Source organism: Ruegeria sp. BC8 (genome assembly GCF_056535705.1).
Genome location: NZ_JBQFIV010000001.1, coordinates 2654141 through 2675144, shown reverse-complemented (window position 1 = coordinate 2675144; position 21004 = coordinate 2654141). Strand labels below are relative to the sequence as shown.

The following is a 21004-nucleotide window of genomic DNA, read 5'->3' as shown; positions in this document are numbered from 1 at the left end:
GTGAAAAATGTGACGTAAATTTCATGAATCGGGGGTGGTAGCGTGAACGACCAGGCCCATATCGCTGCGACGCTGGGGGCGGACATTCGCGCGCTGCGCAAGGCGCGCGGGTTGACGCTAACCGATATCGCTTCGCGGTTGGACCGGTCGGTGGGCTGGCTCAGCCAGGTCGAGCGCGATTTGTCTGCTCCGTCGATCTCGGATCTGCGCCTGATCGCGGAATGCCTGGGTGTGCCGATGTCGATGCTGTTCGCCCATACCGGCGTTCTGGCCGGGGAACAGGGCTATGTGGTGCGCGCCGGTTCGCGCCGGCCGATGGGGTCGGGCGAGGAAGGGCTGATCGAGGAATTGCTGTCGCCTGACCTGACCGATGATTTCGAGATGGTGCATTCCACCTTTGAGCCCCATTCCCGGATGCAGACCCCGGCCAACCGTCCGACGCAGGAGGTTGGATACATGATCGCGGGCCGCCTTGACCTTACGATCGGAGGCCGAAATTTCACTGTCGGCGTCGGGGACAGCTTTCGAATCAAGCACGAACCCTATCAATGGGCGAACCCTTACGACGAACCCGCCGTGGCCGTCTGGGTGATCGCTCCGCCGGTGTACTGATGAGCTTTGAGGCCTGGACCATATTCGCGCTGTTCTGGGTGGTGTTCGTGACCACGCCGGGTCCGAATGCGGTGAATTGCATTTCGAACGGGATGAGCCTGCCATTTCCCAAGGCAATGCTTGGGGTTCTGGCGATCCTGACCCAAGCCAGCGCCTTTCTGATCCTGTCGGCTCTGGGGGTGACAGCCCTGATCGCGGCCTCGCCAACCGGGTTTTTCGTGGCCAAACTGATCGGGGCGGGGTTCCTGATCTGGATGGGACTCCGGGGGTGGATGAACGCCGCGCGTCCCGCGCCGGCCAGCCAGCGCCCGGCCCGCCATGTCTACCTGCATGCCTTGGCCGTCGCCACGATCAATCCAAAGAGCGTCGCAGGTTACCTGGCCGGGTTTTCCCAGTTCGTGCAGCCTGATGTGCCGATCTGGCAGCAAATGGCGATCATCATGCCGACGGCGCTGATCATCACGACGCTCAGCTACACCGGGTTCACACTGTTGGGTGCGGTGATGGGGCGGGCGGCACTGGGCGCCGTGTTCAACGTCTGGGTGCGCCGCGTCATGGCCACCTGTTTCATCATTTATGGCGCCCTGCTGGGAACCAGCGCGACACCTGCAGGAAAGGGATAGAGCCATGCAAAAAGGATCGTGCCTTTGCGGTTCGGTGGCCTTCACGATCAACGGAGAGCTGTCACCGCCCTCGGCCTGCCACTGCGGGCAATGCCGTCGGCAGTCAGGGCATTATTGGGCCTCGACCGCGACCCACCAGGACAACCTGACCCTGAACAGCAGCGATACGCTGGGGTGGTTTCAGGCTTCGGACACGGCCCGGCGTGGTTTCTGCAAGGCATGCGGGAGCTTTCTGTTCTGGCAGCACAAGGACGAAGACACGATTTCGGTTTCGATGGGGGCTCTGGACCAGCCCACTCAGTTGAAACTGGCTCGCCACATCTTCGTGGCGGACAAGGGCGACTACTACGACATCACGGATGAACTGCCCCAAAGGGCACAATGACAGGGATCTAGAAACATGAGCGATTTTCCGACCAAGGCCCGCGTGGTCATCATCGGTGGCGGCGTCGTAGGGGCGTCCTCGCTGTACCATTTGGCCAAAAAGGGCTGGACCGACTGCGTTCTGCTGGAAAAGAACGAGCTGACCGCAGGGTCGACCTGGCACGCGGCTGGCAACGTGCCGACATTCTCGACCTCGTGGGCGATCATGAACATGCAGCGCTATTCGACCGAGCTGTATTCACGTCTGGGCGAAGAGGTCGACTACCCGATGAACTACCACGTGTCCGGCTCGATCCGTCTGGCGCACAGCAAAGAGCGGATGCAGGAGTTCCAGCGGGCCATGTCGATGGGCCGCTACCAGGGAATCCCGATGGAAATGTGGACGCCGGAGCAGGCCAAGGAACGCTACCCGTTCCTGGAAACTCATGATCTTGAGGGCGTTCTGTATGACCCGACCGATGGGGACATCGACCCTGCGCAGCTGACCCAGGCGCTGGCCAAGGGCGCACGCGACATGGGGCAGAAGATCATCCGGTTCTGCCCGGCCACCGGCGTGACCCAGCATGACGACGGCACCTGGACCGTCCACACCGAAAAAGGCGACATCGACTGCGACTATGTCGTCAACGCGGCCGGCTACTACGCGCAGCGCGTGGGCGAATGGTTCAAACCCTTTGGCGGCCGCACCGTGCCCGCGATGGTCATGAGCCACCAGTACCTGCTGACCGACGAGATCCCCGAGGTCGAAGCCTGGTCCAAGGAAAACGGTGGCAAGCTGCCGCTGCTGCGCGACGTGGATATCTCCTACTACCTGCGACAGGAAAAGCACGGCTTCAACCTTGGCCCATACGAGCCCAATTGCAAGGGCCACTGGATGACCGAGGACGACCCGATGCCTGAGGATTTCAGCTTTCAGCTGTGGAACGACGATCTGGACCGGATCGAGGACATCGTCACTGACGCAATGGAGCGGGTGCCGCTGATGGCGACCTCGGGCGTGGGCCGCGTGATCAACGGGCCGATCCCCTATGCGCCCGACGGCCTGCCGCTGATCGGGCCGATGCCCGGCGTCAAGAACGCCTTCGAGGCGCATACCTTCACCTTCGGCATCGCCCAAGGCGGCGGTGCAGGCAAAGTGCTGGCCGAATGGATCGTGGATGGTGCCACCGAATGGGACATGTGGGCCGTCGATCCGCGACGCTACACCGATTACACCGATCAGGACTACTGCAACCAGAAGGGCATGGAGGTCTACGGCAACGAATACGCCATGCACTTCCCCCATCACGAATGGCCCGCCGCGCGCGACAAGAAGCTGTCGCCCGTGCATGCCAAGGTCAACGAACTGGGCGGCGTCATGGGGGCCTACAACGGCTGGGAGCGCGCCAACTGGTTCGCGCAGCCGGGCGACGACACCTCCGAGGAAAGCACCCACACCTGGGGCCGCTCGGGTCCGTGGGAGCAGCGGATCAAGGAAGAATGCGAGGCCGTGCGCGACCATTGCGGCGTGCTCGACCTGCCGGGTTTCTCGCGCTTTGTCGTCAAGGGCGAAGGCGCGGCCGAGGCGCTGCGCGGGCTGGTCACCGGCGGCCTGCCCAAGGTGGGGCGGATCAACCTCGTCTACATCGCCGACAATCGCGGCCGCATCCTGACCGAGATGTCCTGCATGCGCCTGGGCGAGGATGAGTTCGTGATGATCACCGCCGCCACCGCGCAATGGCACGACCGCGACATCCTGATGAACGCAATGCCCGCGGGCGTCACGGTCGAGGACGTGACCACCACCCGCGACACGCTGATCGTGACCGGTCCGAAATCGCGTGAGATCCTGTCGGGTCTGACCGATGCCGACCTCTCGCTGGGTTGGCTGACCCATCAGGCGGCCACCGTGGCCGGACAGCCCGCCCACCTGATCCGTGTGTCCTTTGCCGGTGAACTGGGCTGGGAGGTGCATGCGCTCAACGAGCACATGCCCGCGATCTATGACGCGATCCTTGCCGCCGGGGCCAAGCCGTTCGGCATGTATGCGCTGAACAGCCTGCGCATCGAAAAGGGATACCGCGCGTGGAAGGGAGATCTCAGCACCGACTACTCGCTGCTCGAAGGCGGGCTGGAGCGCTTCGTCAAGTTCGACAAGCCGCAGGATTTCCCCGGCAAGACCGCGTTGCTGGCGGAAAAGCAGCGTGGAGTGAAGAAGTCTTTCGTCACGCTGGTCGTCGAGGCCGGTGACTGCGATGCGCCTTACATGTCCTGCATCTGGCAGGGCGACCAGATCGTGGGCGAGACCACATCGGGCGCCTGGGGCTATCGTGTCGGCAAGTCCGTCGCGCTGGGTATGATCAAGGCCGATCTGGCCAACCCGGGCACCGAGCTTGAGGTGGAAATCTACGGCGAAAAGTGTCGCGCCGTGGTACAGGAGGATCAGCCGTTGTGGGATCCCGCAAACGAGCGGCTGCGCGCCTGACACAAGGAGGCCCATATGCGCCCGCGATATTCCAAGCAGGGACCCGGTGAGGGTCCCAACTATGACTGGGAGAATGACCATACCTTCGTGAAGGTTTCCGGTCAGGACACGGGCGGGGCCTACACCCTGATGGAAGACAACTTGAAGGCCAGCTTCGCGCTTGGCCTTCATCGCCACGACAGCCACGCCGAGACTTTCTATTTCCTTGAGGGCGCCGTGGATTTCTACGTCGACGGAGATTGGCACCTGTGCACGCCGGGCACCACCATGCATGTTCCGCCGGGTGTGCCGCATGCCTGCCGCGTCGCCGACAACAAACCGGCACGAATGCTCATGATCTTTCAACCCTCCGGGTTTGACGGTTTCCTTGCGGAACTGGCAACCATGACCCAGGCAGATTTTGAGGACGAGGCCAAGATGGCCGATCTGAATGCCCGCTACGACATCGTGCCGATGGGGCCGGTGCCGCCCCATCCCGACGACCAGACCTGAGAAGCCAGCGAAATGAATGCTCCAAAGACGATGTGCGGTGTCTATCTGACAGGTCACGGTGGTCCAGAAGTTCTGGAATGGCGCGAGGATATTCCGGTTCCAGTACCCGGGCCCGGGCAGGTTCTGGTCCGCGTGGTCGCGGCAGGCGTCAACAACACCGACATCAACACGCGGATCGGATGGTATTCCTCGGACGTCACCGGCGCGACGGACGCGGTTGACCAAGAGGTCGAAGCCGGCGGGTGGGGCGGCGCGCTGTCCTTTCCCCGCATTCAAGGCGGAGATCTTTGCGGCATAGTCGAGCAGATCGGGCCGGGTGCCGGCTTCAAACCGGGGCAACGCGTGACCTGCCCGATCAACCTGCCGCGCCCGCGCCCGGGTAACCCGACAGGCTTCATCGCGCTTGGGTCCGAGATCGACGGGGCTTTTGCGCAATACTGCCTGCTCGAGGCGGATGACCTCTATGACGTGACCGCCTCACCGCTGTCGGATGTGGAAATCGCCGCCATCCCCTGTGCGTTTGGCACGGCCGAGAACCTGTTGACCCGCGCCTGCGTGACGGCCGGGCACAAGGTGCTGATCACCGGCGCCTCGGGCGGCGTCGGGCTGGCGGCCGTGCAATTGGCAGCCTTGCGGGGAGCAACCGTCTGGGCGGTGACCAGTGCGGCCAAGGCCGAAGTGGTGCGGGCGCAGGGTGCGGCTGGGACGTTCGACCGCGACACGCCGCTGCCGCCGGACAGCTTTGACGTGGTGATCGACGTAGTCGGCGGCTCGGCCTTTCCCGGACTGATCCGGACGCTGAAGCCGGGCGGCCAATATGCCGTGTCCGGGGCCATCGCCGGCCCGATCGTGCAGGCCGACCTGCGCGAGATCTACCTGCGTGACATCACGATCCACGGCTGCACCCATCAGGCTTTCGAGGTCTTCGGCCGGTTGGTCGAGTTGATGAACGCGGGTCGGATCAAGCCGTTGATTTCCAAGACTTACCCGCTGCGCGAGATCGTGCAGGCGCAGACGGCCTTTCAATCAAAGACCCTGCCCGGAAAGCTGGTTCTCATACCGTAAGGAGGCACCGAGATGGCAGACATCACGCTGTTGGATGGTTCGATCGGTCAAGAGCTGGTCAAACGTCGTGGCGAACAGCCAACCGCCTTGTGGTCAACCCGCGTAATGATCGACGAGCCGGGGTTGGTCGGAGAGATCCATCGGGATTATTTCGACCGCGGGGCAACCGTCGCGACGACAAACACCTACGCCGTGCACCGCTCTCGCCTCGTACGAGCGGGGATCGAGGACCAGCTGGAGCAACTTATTGATGCGGCTCTGACACAGGCCGAACTGGCGCGCTATGGGCGGGCGGGGCGTATCGCCGGTGCGCTGGGCCCCTTGCTGGCCACCTATCGCCCCGATCTGAACCCCGATCCCGACGAGGCCGCGCAGAAATTCGCGGAACTGGTGCGATTGATGCAGAACCGGGTGGACCTGTTTCTGATCGAAACCGTCTCGTCCGTGACCGAGGCCGAAGGCGCGCTGCGTGGAACTGAAGGCTGTGGCAAGCCGGTCTGGCTGGCCCTGTCGGTCATGGACGAGGACGGTACGCGGCTGAGGTCGGGCGAACCGCTGGGCGCGATCGCGCCACTGGTCGAACGCTTCGATCCCCAGGCGGTTCTGATCAATTGCACCCGACCCGAGGCGGTGCCCGCGGCGCTGGAGATCCTTGCGAAACTTGAAAAGCCCTACGGTGCCTACGCGAATGGTTTCACCCGGATTTCCGACGGCTTCCTGAAAGACGCTCCGACAGTCGACGCGCTGGAGGCGCGCCACGATCTGGACCCGTCGGCCTATGCCGTACATGCGATGAGTTGGGTTGACCAAGGGGCCACGATCATCGGTGGATGCTGCGAAGTGGGCCCTGAGCACATCGAAGCTTTGGCCAACGCCCTGCGCTCGGCCGGGCACAGGATCGTGTGAGTGGCGGGTATGGCGGAGAAACCGGACCCTGGAAAACCCGAAGGCGTCAAGGCGCAGTGGCATTTTGACATCATCACCGCGCCGGGCTTCGTTCTGCTGGAACTGGCGTCGGTGGTGGATGTGCTGCGTCTTGCCAATCGGGTTTGCCCGCACCCGCCGTTCACTTATGCCTATCGGTCGCTCAAGGGAGGGACCATCGTCAGCAGCAGCGGCGCCAGCATTCCGACCCAGCCCGTTACGCGCCAACCGGACGCCGACTATCTGTTCGTGATCGGCAACACCGACCCGGACCAGCCCGAGCTGTCGCTGGGCCGGGTTGTGTCCGACTATACCTATCGCGGTGCGCAGGTCTTTTTGCTGGCCGAGGCCGCCAGCCGATATATCGACGAACACGGCACGCCCGACATGGCAACACATTGGGAAAACGCGTCGATCTTCCGCGAACGCGGTGCCCGGTTCGAGGCCAAGCTTTCGATCGCGACCGAGCAGGGCCCGGTCGTGACCTGCGCGGGAATGGGGGCCACGGCCGATATTGCTTTGGCGGTGATCGGGCGTCACATCTCGGGGCCGGCCAAGATGACGGTGGCTGACATCATGCTGCACGAACACATCCGCGACTTTTCGTCGTTGCAGCCGTTTTCGGGCGCCAAGACGACAACGACCGGGGACGCCCGGCTGGATCAGTGCATCAAGTTGATGCAGGCCAATATCGAAGATCCGTTGCCCATCAATCAACTGGTCGAAGAGCTTGGAATGTCGAACCGCTCGCTGGAGCGCAAATTCAAGACATTCTTTGGCACCACACCGAATGGGTTCTACCGGGAGATGCGGTTGGCCAAGGCCAACAACCTGCTTTTGAATACCACTATGAGCGTGCGTGAAATCGGCCTCGCCTGCGGCTTTCCCAACGGCTTCTCATCCGTCTACAAAAGCTTTTTCGGGATCACGCCATTCGCTCTGCGCCGCCAGAAACGCCAATCGGCGCTGCGGTGATTTTTGTGCCGTAGTTGACGTTTTTGCTGCATTCTTTGTCGCCTGTTCGTGACACTCTTATGCCGACTCGAGATTGGAGACTTCGGAATGGTTGATCTTCCCAGCAAGGCCCGCGTGGTGATCATCGGTGGCGGTGTGATCGGATGTTCGGTGGCCTATCACCTGACCAAGAAGGGCTGGAGCGACGTTGTTCTGCTGGAGCGCAAGCAGCTGACCAGCGGCACGACCTGGCACGCGGCTGGCCTGATCGCCCAACTGCGCGCCACCGCGAACATGACCAAATTGGCGAAATACAGCCAGGAACTCTATGGCGCGCTCGAGGAGGAAACCGGCGTCGCCACCGGCTTCAAACGCTGCGGCTCGATCACCGTGGCGCTGACGGATGAGCGCAAGGAAGAGATCTACCGCCAGGCCGCCATGGCCCGCGCCTTCGGGGTCGAGGTCGAGGAGATCTCGCACGAGCGGGTGGCCGAGCTTTATCCGCATCTGAATCTGGATGGGGTCAAGGGCGCCGTCTATCTGCCGCTGGACGGCCAGGGCGACCCGGCCAATATCGCGCTGGCGCTGGCCAAGGGTGCCCGTCAGCGCGGCGCCGTCGTCAAGGAACGGGTCAAGGTCACCGAGATCGCAAAGCAGGGCCGCAAAGTTACCGGCGTCGACTGGGTGGCGGATGATGGCAGCGCCTCGGGCCATATCGAGTGTGACATGGTGGTCAACTGCGCCGGCATGTGGGGGCATCAGGTGGGGCGCATGGCGGGCGTGAACGTTCCGCTGCATGCCTGCGAGCATTTCTACATCGTGACAGAGGGCATCGACGGCCTGACCCAGCTTCCGGTTCTGCGGGTGCCGGACGAATGCGCCTATTACAAGGAGGACGCCGGGAAAATCCTGCTGGGCGCCTTCGAGCCCAACGCCAAGCCCTGGGCGATGGACGGCATCCCCGACAGTTTCGAGTTCGACCAACTGCCCGAGGATTTCGACCATTTCGAACCGATCCTCGAGGCCGCCTGCAACCGCATGCCGATGCTGGCCGAGGCGGGCATCCATACCTTCTTCAACGGGCCGGAATCCTTCACGCCCGACGACGCCTATCACCTTGGCCTTGCGCCCGAGATGGACAATGTCTGGGTCGCCGCCGGGTTCAACTCGATCGGGATCCAGTCTGCGGGCGGCGCGGGAATGGCGCTGGCGGAATGGATGGACTCGGGTGAAAAACCCTTTGACCTGGGCGACGTGGACATCAGCCGGATGCAGCCCTTCCAGGGTAACAAGCAGTATCTATTCGAGCGGTCCAAGGAAACGCTGGGCCTGCTCTATGCCGACCACTACCCCTATCGGCAAAAGGCCACGGCGCGCGGCGTGCGCCGGACGCCGTTCCACCACCACCTGAAAGAAAACGGGGCCGTCTTTGGCGAGCTGGCCGGCTGGGAGCGCGCGAACTGGTTCGCCAATGAGGGGCAGGAACGCGAATACCGCTACAGCTGGAGGCGCCAGAACTGGTTCGAAAACTCGGCCGCCGAACACCGTGCAGTGCGCGAGAACGTGGGCATGTATGACATGTCCTCGTTCGGAAAAATTCGGGTCGAAGGCCCCGATGCCCAGGTTTTCATGAACTATATCGGTGGCGGCGACTACGCGGTTCCAAACGGCAAGATCGTCTACACCCAATTCTTGAACCGGCATGGCGGGATCGAGGCAGACGTGACCGTGACCCGCCTTTCCGAGACCGCCTATCTGGTCGTGACCCCGGCGGCGACGCGACTGGCCGACCAGACGTGGATGATGCGTCATTCGGGCAATTTCAATGTGGTCATCACCGATGTCACGGCAGGCGAAGGCGTTCTGGCGGTGATGGGGCCCAACGCGCGGACCTTGCTTGAAAAAGTTTCGCCCAACGACTTCTCGAACGCGGCAAACCCATTCGGCACCGCGCAGGAAATCGAGATCGGAATGGGCCTGGCACGCGTTCACCGCGTGACCTATGTGGGCGAACTTGGGTGGGAGGTCTACGTGTCGTCGGATATGGCCGGCCACGTTTTTGAAACGCTGCACGAGGCCGGGCAGGACATGGGCCTGAAGCTGTGCGGCATGCACATGATGGACAGCTGCCGGATCGAAAAGGGCTTCCGTCACTTCGGCCATGACATCACCTGCGAAGATCACGTTGTGGACGCCGGTCTCGGCTTTGCCGTCAAGGTGGACAAGGGATGTGATTTCATTGGCCGAGATGCGGTGATTGCCCGCAAGGACAGCGGCCCCCACAGCCGGCTGTTGCAATTCAAGCTGACCGAACCTGAACCTCTGCTGTTCCACAACGAACCGATTATCCGAGATGGCGAATATGTGGGCTACATCAGCTCAGGAAACTATGGCCACACTTTGGGTGGCGCGATCGGCATGGGTTATGTCCCCTGCAAGGGCGAAAGCGCGGCCGACGTGCTGTCCTCGACATACGAGATTGACGTCTGCGGAGTAAAGGTCCGCGCCGAGGCGTCGCTCAAACCCATGTACGATCCGAAATCCGAACGTGTGAAGGTCTGATGGCGGGTTGGGGGCGTTGCTCCTATGCAATTGCATAGCGCCGGATGGAGGTTCTTGACGAGGCCTCCATCTGGACAAGACTTTACCGGAAAACCAAGCATAGCCGAACATGGTTCTGCCGGTCGCACACCGGACGATAGGGCCGCCGACCCATCACAATTCGTTATGAGCGTCTTCAAGCTTTTCTGAGTTTCAATGGCAAGGGACTTTGCCTAAAGACGGGGGGTATCAGCTGGAGACCATTCATGGCCGAGCGCCCGACCCAAGCCCAGAACACGGATTCGCCAAAAGGCCTTGCGCTGGCTGTTACGGCGTATGTCCTTTGGGGTTTTCTGCCGCTCTACATGAAGGCAATGGCGCATATCGGTCCCGTCGAAATCGTGGCGCATCGCATCATCTGGTCGGTGCCGGTGGCCGGGCTGTTGCTGGTCGCGCTGGGGCGAACCGGTGATCTGAAGGCGGCGCTGCGCGATCCGCGCATGTTGGGAATGGCATGCGTGACGGCGGCCCTGATTTCGGTGAACTGGGCTATCTATGTCTGGGCGATCGCCAGTGGCAACGCTCTGGACGCGGCGCTGGGGTATTATATCAACCCGCTGTTCAGCATAGCGCTGGGAGCGATCCTGCTACGCGAGTCCCTGACCCGAACACAGTTAATTGCCGTGGGGCTTGCCGCCTTGGGCGTTCTGGTTCTGGTGGTCGAGGCCGGCCGTCTGCCATGGGCGGCGCTGGGGTTGATGGTCAGCTGGGGATTTTATGCGTTCTTCAAGCGCTCGTTGCCCATCGGACCAAACCAGGGTTTCCTGCTTGAGGTTTTGATTTTGCTGGTTCCCGCGCTGGCTTATGTGACCTGGTTGGGCGTGCAGGGCACCGGGCATTTTGGAGGCGCCGCAACAGATACCATACTGTTGGCCGGGGCGGGTATCGTGACCGCCGTTCCGCTGCTGGTCTATGCCAACGGGGCCAAGCTGGTGCGACTTTCGACCATGGGCATCCTACAGTACATCGCGCCGACCATGATATTCATCACGGCGATCACGCTGTTTGGTGAGCAGATCGACCGCGGGCGCATGATTGCCTTTCCGCTGATCTGGGCCGCACTGGTAGTCTATTCAGTGCCCATGATCCGTCAGGTGCGCGGTCAGACCTGATCGAGGATCATTCGCGCGGCCTGCTCTGCCCAAAGGCGATAGGCTTTGGGGCTTGGGTGATAGCCGTCCACAGCGGCCAAGGCCGGATCGTCGGGCAGGTGCAGTGCCAGATGCCGGGCCTGTGGAAAGCTCGCGATCACCTCTCTCAGCCCTTCGTCAAGGCGCGCGGATTGCCGGCCCAGAACCCATGCCAAGGGCTGTGGCAAGGCCGGGAACCGATCCATCTGCGGGACGCCCGTCACGATCACAGTCCGCACGCCCAGATCGACGGTAAGCAAGCGCATCAACTCTGCCTGCTGCCGTTTGAACCGGTTGCAGGTCACGGCTCGGGTGACGTCGTTGACGCCCAAGGCCGTAACAGCCGCGTCAAACTGGCCTTCGATCCTGCGCAGGTCTTCGATCGTGTCACCGGTCGTGTGGCCGGTCGTTGCAACAAGGCGCCACTCCACGCTGAACTGGCGGCTGAGCCGTTTCACCAGCTGGCCCGACAGCGCCTGTTCCTGAGTGCCTGCCCCAACGCCTGCGGCTGAACTGTCGCCGGCGATCAGCAGGCGAAGTCTCGGCCCGCGGCCTTGCCGGCCCTCACGCGCACCGGAAGGTTCGGGCAGCTGCACGGCCCTTCGCCGCAACAGCAGAGCCTGTGCCGCCAGAACCGGCAGCAGCGGAACCCTCAGAAGCTGATCGGCGTCAATGGGCACGGGTGGCTCAGCTCAAAGCGTTCCGAAATTCCAGGAATCGGGGGTCTTTCATGACGCGGGCCATCATGGCCTCGCGCAGGGCGCCAACGGTCTTAAAGGGACGCATGGCGACTTCGAATGTCTGAATCAGCCCGTCATCGTTGAGCGTGATCAGGTCAACGCCAACCGCGTCCAGTTCACCCACCTTGCATTGAAACTCCAATGCCCAGTCTTTGCCATCGCCCATGATCCGGCGATAGCGAAACTCCGAAAAAACCTGTCCGACATGACCCAATACCGCCGCCACCGGGGCGCGGCCTGTCCAGGTGCTGTAGTAGGTCGGCGGAAGGAACTGCACGTCTTCTGCCAGCAATTCATGGATCAGGCTCTCGTCGCCCTTGGCGACCACTTCCTGCATTCGTTCGATCGTCGGGTGCATGTCATCTCCTCTGCCTGGCGCGAGAGTTGCCGAGAAGCCTTCTCATCGCAAGGACGACGTTGCGGGAGGCGGCGCCCTGCGATAGGCAGCGCGCATGAGCGATACCTATGATCCCCCCAAAACGCCGCCGGACGTGCTGCACGAGGATGCGCAGGTGATCGTGGTGAACAAGCCGGCGGGCCTGCTGTCGGTGCCCGGCCGGGGAGAGCACCTGGCGGATTGCCTGCTGGTCCGTGTGCAGGCTGCATTTCCGCAGGCCTTGCTGGTCCACCGGTTGGACCGCGATACCTCAGGCGTCATGATCTTTGCCCAGACACCGCACGCTCAACGGTATCTGGGGCAGCAATTCGAAAACCGGCAGACACGAAAAACCTACGTCGCCCGCGTGTGGGGCCGGCTGGAACCCAAAACCGGCACGGTAGACTTGCCGTTGATCGTGGATTGGCCCAACAGGCCGCGCCAGATGGTGTGCCACGAAACCGGCAAGCCGGCAGTCACGGATTGGCGGGTCGTCCGGTACGACGGGGACACCACCCGCGTTCGCCTGTTTCCAAAAACCGGTCGCTCGCACCAGTTGCGGGTCCATATGCAGGCACTGGGCCATCCGATCCTGGGCGACCCGTTCTATGCCGAAGGACCGGCGCGCGATTTCCCCAGACTGATGCTTCATTCCGAGGAATTGCGCGTCAAACACCCCGAGGATGGCATATCGATGAAATTTCGCGCTCTGCCGGATTTCTGAGCGCCTTGAGGGCGGCGGGTATTCGCCGATCTCACGTTTTTGTCGCTTGAGCCTGTTTGTGTCAGGCGTGCTATAATCACGTCAAACACGTAACCCGGAAAAACGGGTGCAGGAGCAGAAGGTGAACCCATGAAAATTTCCAGATTCTTGCTGCCGGTCGGGCTGAGCGCCGCATTTGTGCTGGGGGCCTGTACCGACCCCGGTACGTTGCGGGTTCAGGACGACCCGAACCAGAACGCCAAGCAGGGAGCGTTGCTGGGCGGTCTGATTGGCGCCGGTGTTGGCGCCATCGCCAATGACTCGAACCCTGGGCTGGGTGCCGTTGCCGGTGCGGCCATCGGTGCTGCCGGCGGCGGGTTGATCGGCAACCAGTTGGACCGGCAGGCAGCCGAACTGCGTCAGCAACTGGCCAATGACGGTATCACGATCGTCAACGCCGGAGACCGGCTAATCGTCACGGTTCCGAATGACATCACCTTCGACACCGACAGCGCCACGGTCCGGCCTGCGCTGAGAGCGGATCTGGTCCGCGTGGGGCAAAACCTGGTGAACTATCCCAACTCGAACGTACAGATCATCGGGCACACCGACAGCGATGGTGAAGCCGGCTACAATCAGATCCTGTCCGAACGCCGCGCCAATGCGGTGGCGGATGTTCTGCAGGCCAATGGCGTCAGCTATGCGCGCATTGCCACGATCGGCCGCGGTGAAAACCAACCGATCGCCTCGAACCTGACGCCCGAGGGCAAGGCGCAGAACCGCCGGGTCGAGATCGTGATCGTGCCCAGCGGCAACGCCTGAGCCGATCAACTGCCAACCGCCGGGGGCCGCCGCAAGCGGCCCCTTTCTTTTTTGCACATTGACTGCGCGTCAGGCGGGCTATGGTTTGCGGTCGGGATGACTAAACTGCAGCCGAAACACATGACGGAGATATCCTGATGTCCGAACCGATCCTTCTGGGCCTGTCCGGCTCGTTGCGGCAGAACGCCACCAATCGACGCCTGATCCGTGAAGCGGCGCGCCTGTTCGGCGCGGGAACGTTCATCGAAGCTGATCTGAACCTGCCACTCTATGATGGAGATGCAGAGGAGGCCGAGGGGGTCCCGGCCGAAGTTCAGATCCTGGCGGACCAGATCGCCGGTGCCCATGCGGTGGTCATTTCCACTCCGGAATACAACAAGGGGCCGTCAGGCGTTCTGAAAAACGCGCTGGACTGGGTCAGCCGAACCAAGGGCAATCCCTGGGCCGACAAACCGGTTGCGGTGATGTCCGCGGCGGCGGGCCGGGCCGGAGGCGAACGGGCGCAGATGATCCTGCGGTCTTTCATGGTGCCGTTTCAGCCGCGGATCCTTCAGGGCCCCGAAATTCATCTGGCCGACAGCTCGAACGAGTTCGACGATGCAGGTCGGTTGCGCAGCGACCGGTACGAACGGACGCTGGGCCAGTTGATGGAGAAGCTGCGGGCCGAAGCAGGTTTCTGAGCCTTGTCGGGCTGGCCGAGCCTGCTTAGGGTGCGCCCATGACGGATCAAGTTTCCTCGGAAATTCAATACGACGTGATGGATCCTGCCCGGGCGGCGGCGTTTCAGGTGGCGTTGGGGCAGGCACCTTCGATCGGCATGGGCACGTCGCTGCCGCCGTTTTTTCACCAGTTGTATTTCTGGTCACCGCTCCCGCCCGAGGGCTTGGGGCGCGACGGCCATCCCGCGGTGGGCGGAGGGCTGGTCCCCGACCTCGGTCTTCCGCGTCGGATGTGGGCCGGTGGGCGATTACGGTTCGCCGCTCCGCTGATTGCTGGCACACCAGCCGAACGCCGCTCGACCTTGAGCAATGTGAGCACCAAAACTGGACGGACCGGGCCCTTGGGGTTTGTGACCCTCAAGCACGAAATCTGGCAGGACGATACGCTGTGCCTGACCGAATGGCAGGACCTTGTTTATCGCGAGGATCCGTCGGCCGATGCACCAAAATCAGCGGCCCCGGTTGCCCGGACGGACGAAACAGACCTGCGCCAGGTCGCGTTCGACACCACGCTGCTGTTTCGGTACTCGGCGCTGACTTTCAATGGCCACCGCATCCACTATGACCTTGATTATGCCCGCGATGTCGAAGGCTATGCCGGGCTGGTGGTTCATGGACCGCTTCTGGCGCAGCATCTGATGCTGCTCGCCACTGATCTCATGGGGCCGCTGGCCGAGTTTTCCTTTCGCGCGTCCTCTCCGCTGATGCATCTCGAGGCTGCCACGCTGTGCCGAAACGGGAACGATTTATGGGTCCGCGGTCCGGACGGGCGGCAGTGCATGCAGGCCGTGGCCCTTCCACGGTCACAGTGACGCCTCGGGGCGGAAGCCTTCGGGGATCGAATCCTGTCCGTCCAGTACAAGGTCTGCCATGACCTCGGCCATCTTTGGGGCCATGCCGAACCCGATCTTGAAGCCGCCATTGGCAATGAACTGACCCTTGTGCAGCGGGTGTGCGCCCAGCATCGGCGCTCGGCTCTTGCTGCGGGGGCGGACTCCGGCCCAACGCTCGATCACTTCCGCGCCGTGTAGAACAGGAACCGCCTGCAACGCGCGCTGGATCACATCGTCAAGCGCAGCATCGGTGCCGGTCGGGTCGTCATAGTCCCGCTCGGACGTCGAGCCGATGGCCAGTGTCCCGTCGGCGTGGGGCACGAAATGGATCGACTCCGCAAACAGCTGCGGCACCTGGCCCGCGTCGAACCGCAGCAGTGCCGCCTGTCCCTTGACCCCGTTTCCGACCGCCTTGCCCAAAGCATCGGACAGTTCCAACAGGCCGGACACCCCGGTCGCATGAATGACTGCCCCGGTGTCCGGGGCCTCGGGCACGACCTCAACCCCCATCACGGCCAGCGCGGCCACCAGCGCGGCGCAGGCCCGGCGTGGATGCATGCGTGCACTCAACGTATCGTGGATGACGAAACCCGTTGCGGTGGGCGGGCACCACGATCCGACCGAGCGCGCCTCGACCACGGTCCATTCAGCCCGACCCTGCCACAGGTCGCGGGCCGAGGCCGCACGCTGATGCGCCAGGTCGAGGCTCTTTGGGTCGTTGATGGGCTGGATCCGCCCCAGACGCGCATAGCCGGGCGAAACGCCGCCGGTGGCCTCCACCTGTCGCCAAAACGGTTCGGCCATCAGCAGGCTTTCGAATTGAAATGCTTTCTTGTCGTTCCAGTTTTCCGGAACGTGCGGGGCAAGGGCGCCCACCAGCCCGCCGCTGGACCCTGAACCCGCGCCGTAGGGATCGACGACCCGGACCCTGGCGCCACGTCGCGCACAGGTCCAGGCGATGGACAGGCCGAATATCCCAGCCCCGCGGATCGTCACATCGACCATTGCCAATCCCCTTTTCCTTGTTCAGTGTCGCGCCGCTTAGCTACAGGAATTCCCGATGGCAGACCAGCGCGCCAAATTGTCGTGGAGGGATGAGACAGTCCCTGTTTCTGATCGTTTCGACGACCCCTATTTCAGCCTTCAGAACGGACTGGAGGAGACCCGTCATGTCTTTTTGCAAGGCAACGATCTGCCCGCTCGCTTTGCCCCCGGTTTTCACATCGCCGAGCTGGGGTTCGGAACCGGACTGAACATGCTGACCGCTTGGTCGGAATGGGAGAAGTCCGGACAATCGGGTCCGCTGACGTTCACCAGTTTCGAAGCCTTTCCGATGGCCCCTGCCGATATGAAGCGCGCGCTTGCGGCCTTTCCCGAGCTGGCGCCCTGGGCCGACCGGTTCCTTGACCGATGGCAGGGTGGCGGCTGTGATTTGGACACGCTGCGTCTGACCGTGATCGAAGGTGATGCCCGCCAGACCCTGCCTGTTTGGGACGGGCTCGCCGATGCCTGGTTCCTGGATGGGTTCTCGCCCGCCAAGAACCCTGAGCTGTGGCAGCCGGAACTGATACGGCAAGTGGCGGCCCATACAGCGCCCGAAGGGACGGCCGCCACCTATACCGCAGCCGGGTTCGTGCGGCGTGGGTTGCAGGAAGCCGGGTTTTCGGTATCCCGCGCGCCGGGATACGGCCGCAAACGGCACATGACGCGGGCGACCAAGGCATGACCCAGACAAACAACGTGCGGGCGGGTATTGCGCTGATGATCGCGGCCACGATCGTGTTTGCGTTGCAGGACGGCATCTCGCGCCATCTGGCCGGCACGTACAACACCTACATGGTGGTCATGCTGCGATACTGGTTCTTTGCAGCTTTCGTGATTGCCTTGGCGGCGCGTGCACCCGGTGGTCTGGCGGCCGCCGCCAGGACGCGGCAACCGGGCCTGCAGATTCTGCGCGGTCTGCTGCTTGCCGGCGAGATCTGCGTCGCCGTCTACGGCTTTACCATTCTCGGTCTGATCGAGAGCCAGGCGGTGTTCATCTGCTATCCGCTTCTGGTCGCCGCGCTCAGCGGGCCGGTGCTGGGCGAGAAGGTCGGCTGGCGGCGCTGGTCGGCCATCGGGGTCGGATGCGTTGGCGTGCTGATCATTCTGCAGCCCGGCATGGGCGTTTTCAATCCGTGGGCAGTAATCCCCCTGATCTCGGCGCTGATGTTTGCGTTCTATGGTCTGCTGACCCGCTATGCCGCGCGTCAGGACAGCACCGCAACCAGCTTCTTCTGGACCGGGATCGTCGGAGCATTGGTCATGACCTGCATCGGCCTGTGGTTCTGGGAGCCGATGGTGCCGCGGGATTGGTTCTGGATGGGGCTGCTGTGCATTACCGGCGTTCTGGGGCATTGGCTGCTGATCAAGTGCTACGAGATGGCCGAGGCCAGCGCGGTACAGCCCTTCGCCTATTTCCACCTGATGTGGAGCGCAATTCTGGGCATCACGATCTTTGACGAGACCCTGCGCCCCGCGGTGGTCGCCGGGGCGGGGCTGGTGGTGGCGGCGGGTCTGTTTACCCTATGGCGCGAACGCAGACAGGGTTGATCCGACCAACTCCTGCGAGAAGGGGATCGGCAGCGCGGGTTTGCCCAGCCTTGCGCGGTAGACAGGCAGGCTCTCGGTCACCCGCATCACATAGTTGCGGGTCTCGTTGAAGGGGATCGTCTCGATCCAGTCGACGATATCCACCGCGCCGGTTCTCGGGTCGCCGTAGCGGTCCATCCATGATTTCGGGCGATTGGGGCCGGCATTGTAACCTGCGGCCATCATCACGACGTTGCCGTTGAATTCGGCAGCCAGCCCGGCCAGATAGTTTGCCCCCAGTTTGGCGTTGTAGCGCCAATCCGAGGTCAAACGTCCCGTCTGATGGCCGCTGAGAATGCCCAGTTCCTGCGCGACCAGCTTGGCGGTCGCAGGCATCACCTGCATCAGGCCGCGCGCCCCGGCACCGCTGATCACGACCGGGTCGAATTCGCTTTCGCGGCGGGCGATGGCCAGGGTCATTTCTTTGGCCATTGGCAATCCGATATCCGCAACGGGATGCACCGGGTAATACGCCGCGGGCAATACGACTCCATTCGTCGCGGCCCGTTTGGCGATCATCACCGCCAGATGCGGCTCCTTCAACTCGACCGCCAGATCACCCAGCTGGCCGGCCTGCACCGGATCCAGGCTCTCGACCAGGTGCGTCAGGAACCGTTCGCCCAATTCCGGCTCGCCAGCTCGTATCAGCAGCAGCCCCGCCTCAAGCACACTGGACTTGGCGAACTCGGCTTGTTTCCAATGGGGCGCCCGGCGCGGGTTAGCCAGGTCGCTGTCAAATGGCCGACCGATCTGTTCTGCAGCCAGCAGGCCATAGAACGAGGTCTGGTAGTCGGCGCCGATTGCATAAGCCTCGTAGGCTTTCTCGGCGTTTCCGGTTGCGGCGTAGGCCCGGCCCAACCAATACCCGCCCCGACCCATCGAGATCGGAGACTTCACAGCGCCGAGGAAGTTCTGGAAATGCCGAACGGCTGTGGCCGGGTCGTTCAGCTTGCGCAAAGCCAGGAAACCCGACAGCCACTCGAGGTCGGCATAACCATACCCCATCTCGGGTGTCATGTGGTGATTGGCAGCGATGGCATAGGCCCGGTTCGCATCACCCTGACGCATCTCCAGCCGCGCCAGCCTGCGTCGCCCTTCGGCCCACTTGTCGGGTTCGCCCAGTGCCTGCGGGCTGGTCGAGCGCGCCAGCATCAGGTCAATGGCGCTGTCGTCCAGCTCTTTGCGGTCCCGCCATACGAACCGGTCAAAGGCCAGCCCCGGATCATCGGCAAGCGCCTTCGGAACGGCGGCAACCTTGCCATCCACGCCGGGTTGGCGCTTTTGCAGGGCGATCCGCGCTTCGGCCAGTTTGCGATAGTCTTCGCTGACCAGCGGCAGCATCTGGGCCGAGCTGATCAGATGACCATCCCACAGCATCCGGTCCAGACGAGCCTCGTGATGCGGTTTCAGCAGTGACCCGAAGTTCTGAACGTAGTCCTGCTGCAGGCCCGAGCCCATCGGCATCGTCCGCCAGGCAGTGACGATATCCGCCTCGGCCTCACCGGTCCGGCCTTTGGCCTTCAGTGCCACGGCATAGTTCAGAGCTCCTTCGGCGGTCTGTGGCGGGTTGTCCTTGTAGAACTTCATCACCCGGTCCGGGTCCGCGCCGGTAAAGGACGGCTCGCTTTTGCGGCGAAGCCAGGCAAGACCCGGCCAATCGGGCCGCCGGTCCAGAAAGACCAGAACATCCCCCGAGCTGCCGAAGCCTTGGCGCAGCCAGTGCCACACGATGATGTCGCGCGCGACCGAGCCGCGGGTGCCGGCCACGCGCAAGGCGGCGTTCCAGTCGCCTTTGCGCATTTCGGACATTGCGGCCCGAAGATCGGAAACCGCATCGGCCCGCACGACCTGAGTTTGAAGCGTCAAAGCTAGAATCATCGTCGCGATCAGCGACAGAATCCGTGTCATCCCTTGCATTTCCCGACCAACCGAGGATACAGCCATTCAGGATAAACCTTGCGCCGCCGGGATCAACTCAAGAAACCTAAATTCGTGTCGGCCCGCGGCGCACATCACACGATTGAACCTCAAGGAGCGTTCCATGTTCAAAGGCTCGATGCCAGCTCTCGTCACCCCGTTCCGCAACGGCGAGTTGGACTTGGATACGCTCAAACAATTGGTGGAATGGCAGATTGCCGAAGGGTCGACCGGTCTGGTGCCCGTCGGCACGACCGGCGAGAGCCCGACGCTGAGCCACGAGGAACACGAAACCGTAGTGGCCGAGGTGGTCAAGGCCGCCGCGGGGCGCGTGCCGATAGTTGCCGGGGCCGGGTCGAACAACACGGTCGAAGCCATCCGGTTCGTGCGATTCGCACAGAAAGTGGGTGCGGATGCGGCGTTGGTCGTCACGCCCTACTACAACAAGCCGACTCAGAAAGGCCTGTTGTCCCATTTTCGGGCACTGCATGACTGTGCGGATATTCCGATCATCATCTACAACATTCCGGGCCGCTCGGTCATCGACATGAACCCTGACACCATGGGTGCGCTGGCGCAACTGCCTCGGATCATCGGTGTCAAGGACGCCACGGGCGATCTTGCCCGCGTCAGCCAGCAGCGCGCTGCCTGCGGCAAAGACTTCTGCCAGCTTTCGGGTGAGGACGCGACGGCCCTGGGTTTCAACGCCCATGGTGGCATCGGCTGTATCTCAGTCACCGCAAACGTGGCCCCCAAGCTGTGCGCCGAGTTCCAGCAGGCGACCCTGTCGGGCGACTATGCGACGGCGCTGGAATATCAGGATCGGTTGATGCCGCTGCACGAGGCTATATTCATCGAACCGGGCCTGGTGGGTGCGAAATACGCGCTCAGCAAACTGGGACGCTGCACCGAAGAAGTGCGGTCGCCGCTGACGACGCTGGAAGACAGCACAAAGGCCGCGATTGATGCCGCGATGGAGCATGCGGGCCTGATCTGATCAGGCGTGTTCCGAAA

General features: G+C 62.8%; 21 protein-coding genes. 17 read left to right on the top strand and 4 right to left on the bottom strand.

The window, feature by feature from the left end; genetic code table 11:
* The first annotated feature begins 42 nt into the window (after nucleotides 1-42).
* The 10 genes from ACR3EK_RS13480 to rarD all read left to right on the top strand — a co-directional run bounded on the left by ACR3EK_RS13480 (nucleotide 43) and on the right by rarD (nucleotide 11231).
* A complete protein-coding gene (locus tag ACR3EK_RS13480; protein ID WP_260063599.1) occupies nucleotides 43-612 on the top strand; it encodes a helix-turn-helix domain-containing protein in 570 nt (189 codons plus the stop codon).
* Nucleotides 612-1235 carry a LysE family translocator gene (locus ACR3EK_RS13475; protein ID WP_480633617.1) on the top strand — a complete coding sequence of 208 codons (624 nt, stop codon included), beginning with the start codon at nucleotides 612-614 and terminating at the stop codon, nucleotides 1233-1235. The genes ACR3EK_RS13480 and ACR3EK_RS13475 overlap by 1 nt, the downstream gene beginning before the upstream one ends.
* Before the next feature lie 4 nt (nucleotides 1236-1239).
* On the top strand, nucleotides 1240-1620 hold the full coding sequence (locus tag ACR3EK_RS13470) for a GFA family protein (protein ID WP_170342302.1): 381 nt from the start codon (nucleotides 1240-1242) through the stop codon (nucleotides 1618-1620).
* Between the two features lie 15 nt (nucleotides 1621-1635).
* The gene (locus ACR3EK_RS13465) at nucleotides 1636-4083 is read left to right on the top strand and encodes a GcvT family protein (RefSeq protein ID WP_480633616.1); all 2448 of its coding nucleotides are present in this window, start codon (nucleotides 1636-1638) and stop codon (nucleotides 4081-4083) included.
* 15 nt (nucleotides 4084-4098) lie between these two features.
* Nucleotides 4099-4575, top strand: a complete 477-nt coding sequence (locus ACR3EK_RS13460) for a cupin domain-containing protein (protein ID WP_093964282.1) — start codon at nucleotides 4099-4101, stop codon at nucleotides 4573-4575.
* Between the two features lie 12 nt (nucleotides 4576-4587).
* Complete coding sequence (locus ACR3EK_RS13455) at nucleotides 4588-5640, top strand: alcohol dehydrogenase family protein (RefSeq protein WP_480633615.1); 1053 nt, start codon at nucleotides 4588-4590, stop codon at nucleotides 5638-5640.
* 12 nt (nucleotides 5641-5652) lie between these two features.
* A complete protein-coding gene (locus tag ACR3EK_RS13450; protein ID WP_480633614.1) occupies nucleotides 5653-6546 on the top strand; it encodes a homocysteine S-methyltransferase family protein in 894 nt (297 codons plus the stop codon).
* A 9-nt stretch (nucleotides 6547-6555) separates the two neighbouring features.
* Nucleotides 6556-7539, top strand: a complete 984-nt coding sequence (locus ACR3EK_RS13445; protein WP_170342312.1) for a GlxA family transcriptional regulator — start codon at nucleotides 6556-6558, stop codon at nucleotides 7537-7539.
* An 87-nt stretch (nucleotides 7540-7626) separates the two neighbouring features.
* On the top strand, nucleotides 7627-10080 hold the full coding sequence (locus tag ACR3EK_RS13440; RefSeq protein WP_480633613.1) for a GcvT family protein: 2454 nt from the start codon (nucleotides 7627-7629) through the stop codon (nucleotides 10078-10080).
* A gap of 245 nt (nucleotides 10081-10325) precedes the next feature.
* Nucleotides 10326-11231 (top strand): EamA family transporter RarD, encoded by a 906-nt coding sequence (gene rarD, locus ACR3EK_RS13435; protein WP_170369206.1) that lies wholly within the window; start codon nucleotides 10326-10328, stop codon nucleotides 11229-11231.
* On the opposite strand, the gene ACR3EK_RS13430 is transcribed toward rarD, so the two are convergent.
* Both ACR3EK_RS13430 and ACR3EK_RS13425 read right to left on the bottom strand, forming a co-directional pair.
* On the bottom strand, nucleotides 11222-11929 hold the full coding sequence (locus ACR3EK_RS13430; RefSeq protein WP_480633612.1) for an SGNH/GDSL hydrolase family protein: 708 nt from the start codon (nucleotides 11927-11929) through the stop codon (nucleotides 11222-11224). The genes rarD and ACR3EK_RS13430 overlap by 10 nt on opposite strands.
* A gap of 7 nt (nucleotides 11930-11936) precedes the next feature.
* Complete coding sequence (locus ACR3EK_RS13425; protein WP_480633611.1) at nucleotides 11937-12347, bottom strand: nuclear transport factor 2 family protein; 411 nt, start codon at nucleotides 12345-12347, stop codon at nucleotides 11937-11939.
* Between the two features lie 94 nt (nucleotides 12348-12441).
* Between ACR3EK_RS13425 and ACR3EK_RS13420 the strand changes: the two genes are divergently transcribed.
* From ACR3EK_RS13420 to ACR3EK_RS13405, 4 genes are all read left to right on the top strand, one after another.
* The gene (locus ACR3EK_RS13420; protein WP_480633610.1) at nucleotides 12442-13089 is read left to right on the top strand and encodes an RluA family pseudouridine synthase; all 648 of its coding nucleotides are present in this window, start codon (nucleotides 12442-12444) and stop codon (nucleotides 13087-13089) included.
* Between the two features lie 129 nt (nucleotides 13090-13218).
* Entirely contained in the window at nucleotides 13219-13890 is a 672-nt protein-coding gene (locus ACR3EK_RS13415) for a YiaD family glycine zipper/OmpA-like lipoprotein (protein ID WP_170341353.1), read from the top strand.
* Nucleotides 13891-14027: 137 nt separating this feature from the next.
* Nucleotides 14028-14570, top strand: coding sequence for an NADPH-dependent FMN reductase (locus ACR3EK_RS13410; protein ID WP_170420042.1), 543 nt, complete (start codon nucleotides 14028-14030; stop codon nucleotides 14568-14570).
* A 38-nt stretch (nucleotides 14571-14608) separates the two neighbouring features.
* Nucleotides 14609-15421, top strand: a complete 813-nt coding sequence (locus ACR3EK_RS13405) for an HTD2 family dehydratase (protein ID WP_480633609.1) — start codon at nucleotides 14609-14611, stop codon at nucleotides 15419-15421.
* Here the strand turns inward: ACR3EK_RS13405 and ACR3EK_RS13400 are convergent.
* Nucleotides 15413-16447 carry an NAD(P)/FAD-dependent oxidoreductase gene (locus ACR3EK_RS13400; RefSeq protein ID WP_480633608.1) on the bottom strand — a complete coding sequence of 345 codons (1035 nt, stop codon included), beginning with the start codon at nucleotides 16445-16447 and terminating at the stop codon, nucleotides 15413-15415. The genes ACR3EK_RS13405 and ACR3EK_RS13400 overlap by 9 nt on opposite strands.
* Before the next feature lie 55 nt (nucleotides 16448-16502).
* Between ACR3EK_RS13400 and mnmC2 the strand changes: the two genes are divergently transcribed.
* Together mnmC2 and ACR3EK_RS13390 are read left to right on the top strand one after the other, a co-directional pair.
* Entirely contained in the window at nucleotides 16503-17168 is a 666-nt protein-coding gene (mnmC2, locus tag ACR3EK_RS13395; RefSeq protein ID WP_170360866.1) for a tRNA (5-methylaminomethyl-2-thiouridine)(34)-methyltransferase MnmC2, read from the top strand.
* Nucleotides 17165-18034, top strand: coding sequence for a DMT family transporter (locus ACR3EK_RS13390; RefSeq protein ID WP_093964295.1), 870 nt, complete (start codon nucleotides 17165-17167; stop codon nucleotides 18032-18034). Before mnmC2 ends, ACR3EK_RS13390 begins: the two co-directional genes overlap by 4 nt.
* Here the strand turns inward: ACR3EK_RS13390 and ACR3EK_RS13385 are convergent.
* The gene (locus ACR3EK_RS13385; protein ID WP_480633607.1) at nucleotides 18008-19981 is read right to left on the bottom strand and encodes a lytic transglycosylase domain-containing protein; all 1974 of its coding nucleotides are present in this window, start codon (nucleotides 19979-19981) and stop codon (nucleotides 18008-18010) included. The two genes, ACR3EK_RS13390 and ACR3EK_RS13385, sit on opposite strands and share 27 nt — an antisense overlap.
* Nucleotides 19982-20114: 133 nt before the next feature.
* On the opposite strand from ACR3EK_RS13385, the gene dapA reads away from it, so the two are divergent.
* Nucleotides 20115-20987 carry a 4-hydroxy-tetrahydrodipicolinate synthase gene (dapA, locus tag ACR3EK_RS13380; RefSeq protein WP_480633606.1) on the top strand — a complete coding sequence of 291 codons (873 nt, stop codon included), beginning with the start codon at nucleotides 20115-20117 and terminating at the stop codon, nucleotides 20985-20987.
* Nucleotides 20988-21004 lie beyond the last annotated feature (17 nt).

What these genes read in the sequence shown, in the direction of transcription:
- ACR3EK_RS13465 (WP_480633616.1), top strand. Translation starts at nt 1,636, where the DNA reads ATGAGCGATTTTCCGACCAAGGCCCGCGTGGTCATCATCGGTGGCGGC.
- rarD (WP_170369206.1), top strand. Translation starts at nt 10,326, where the DNA reads ATGGCCGAGCGCCCGACCCAAGCCCAGAACACGGATTCGCCAAAAGGC.
- ACR3EK_RS13410 (WP_170420042.1), top strand. Translation starts at nt 14,028, where the DNA reads ATGTCCGAACCGATCCTTCTGGGCCTGTCCGGCTCGTTGCGGCAGAAC.
- ACR3EK_RS13455 (WP_480633615.1), top strand. Translation starts at nt 4,588, where the DNA reads ATGAATGCTCCAAAGACGATGTGCGGTGTCTATCTGACAGGTCACGGT.
- ACR3EK_RS13400 (WP_480633608.1), bottom strand. Translation starts at nt 16,447, where the DNA reads ATGGTCGATGTGACGATCCGCGGGGCTGGGATATTCGGCCTGTCCATC.
- ACR3EK_RS13445 (WP_170342312.1), top strand. Translation starts at nt 6,556, where the DNA reads ATGGCGGAGAAACCGGACCCTGGAAAACCCGAAGGCGTCAAGGCGCAG.
- ACR3EK_RS13420 (WP_480633610.1), top strand. Translation starts at nt 12,442, where the DNA reads ATGAGCGATACCTATGATCCCCCCAAAACGCCGCCGGACGTGCTGCAC.
- ACR3EK_RS13385 (WP_480633607.1), bottom strand. Translation starts at nt 19,981, where the DNA reads ATGACACGGATTCTGTCGCTGATCGCGACGATGATTCTAGCTTTGACG.
- ACR3EK_RS13475 (WP_480633617.1), top strand. Translation starts at nt 612, where the DNA reads ATGAGCTTTGAGGCCTGGACCATATTCGCGCTGTTCTGGGTGGTGTTC.
- dapA (WP_480633606.1), top strand. Translation starts at nt 20,115, where the DNA reads ATGTTCAAAGGCTCGATGCCAGCTCTCGTCACCCCGTTCCGCAACGGC.
- ACR3EK_RS13450 (WP_480633614.1), top strand. Translation starts at nt 5,653, where the DNA reads ATGGCAGACATCACGCTGTTGGATGGTTCGATCGGTCAAGAGCTGGTC.
- ACR3EK_RS13425 (WP_480633611.1), bottom strand. Translation starts at nt 12,347, where the DNA reads ATGCACCCGACGATCGAACGAATGCAGGAAGTGGTCGCCAAGGGCGAC.
- ACR3EK_RS13390 (WP_093964295.1), top strand. Translation starts at nt 17,165, where the DNA reads ATGACCCAGACAAACAACGTGCGGGCGGGTATTGCGCTGATGATCGCG.
- mnmC2 (WP_170360866.1), top strand. Translation starts at nt 16,503, where the DNA reads ATGGCAGACCAGCGCGCCAAATTGTCGTGGAGGGATGAGACAGTCCCT.
- ACR3EK_RS13415 (WP_170341353.1), top strand. Translation starts at nt 13,219, where the DNA reads ATGAAAATTTCCAGATTCTTGCTGCCGGTCGGGCTGAGCGCCGCATTT.
- ACR3EK_RS13440 (WP_480633613.1), top strand. Translation starts at nt 7,627, where the DNA reads ATGGTTGATCTTCCCAGCAAGGCCCGCGTGGTGATCATCGGTGGCGGT.
- ACR3EK_RS13470 (WP_170342302.1), top strand. Translation starts at nt 1,240, where the DNA reads ATGCAAAAAGGATCGTGCCTTTGCGGTTCGGTGGCCTTCACGATCAAC.
- ACR3EK_RS13460 (WP_093964282.1), top strand. Translation starts at nt 4,099, where the DNA reads ATGCGCCCGCGATATTCCAAGCAGGGACCCGGTGAGGGTCCCAACTAT.
- ACR3EK_RS13405 (WP_480633609.1), top strand. Translation starts at nt 14,609, where the DNA reads ATGACGGATCAAGTTTCCTCGGAAATTCAATACGACGTGATGGATCCT.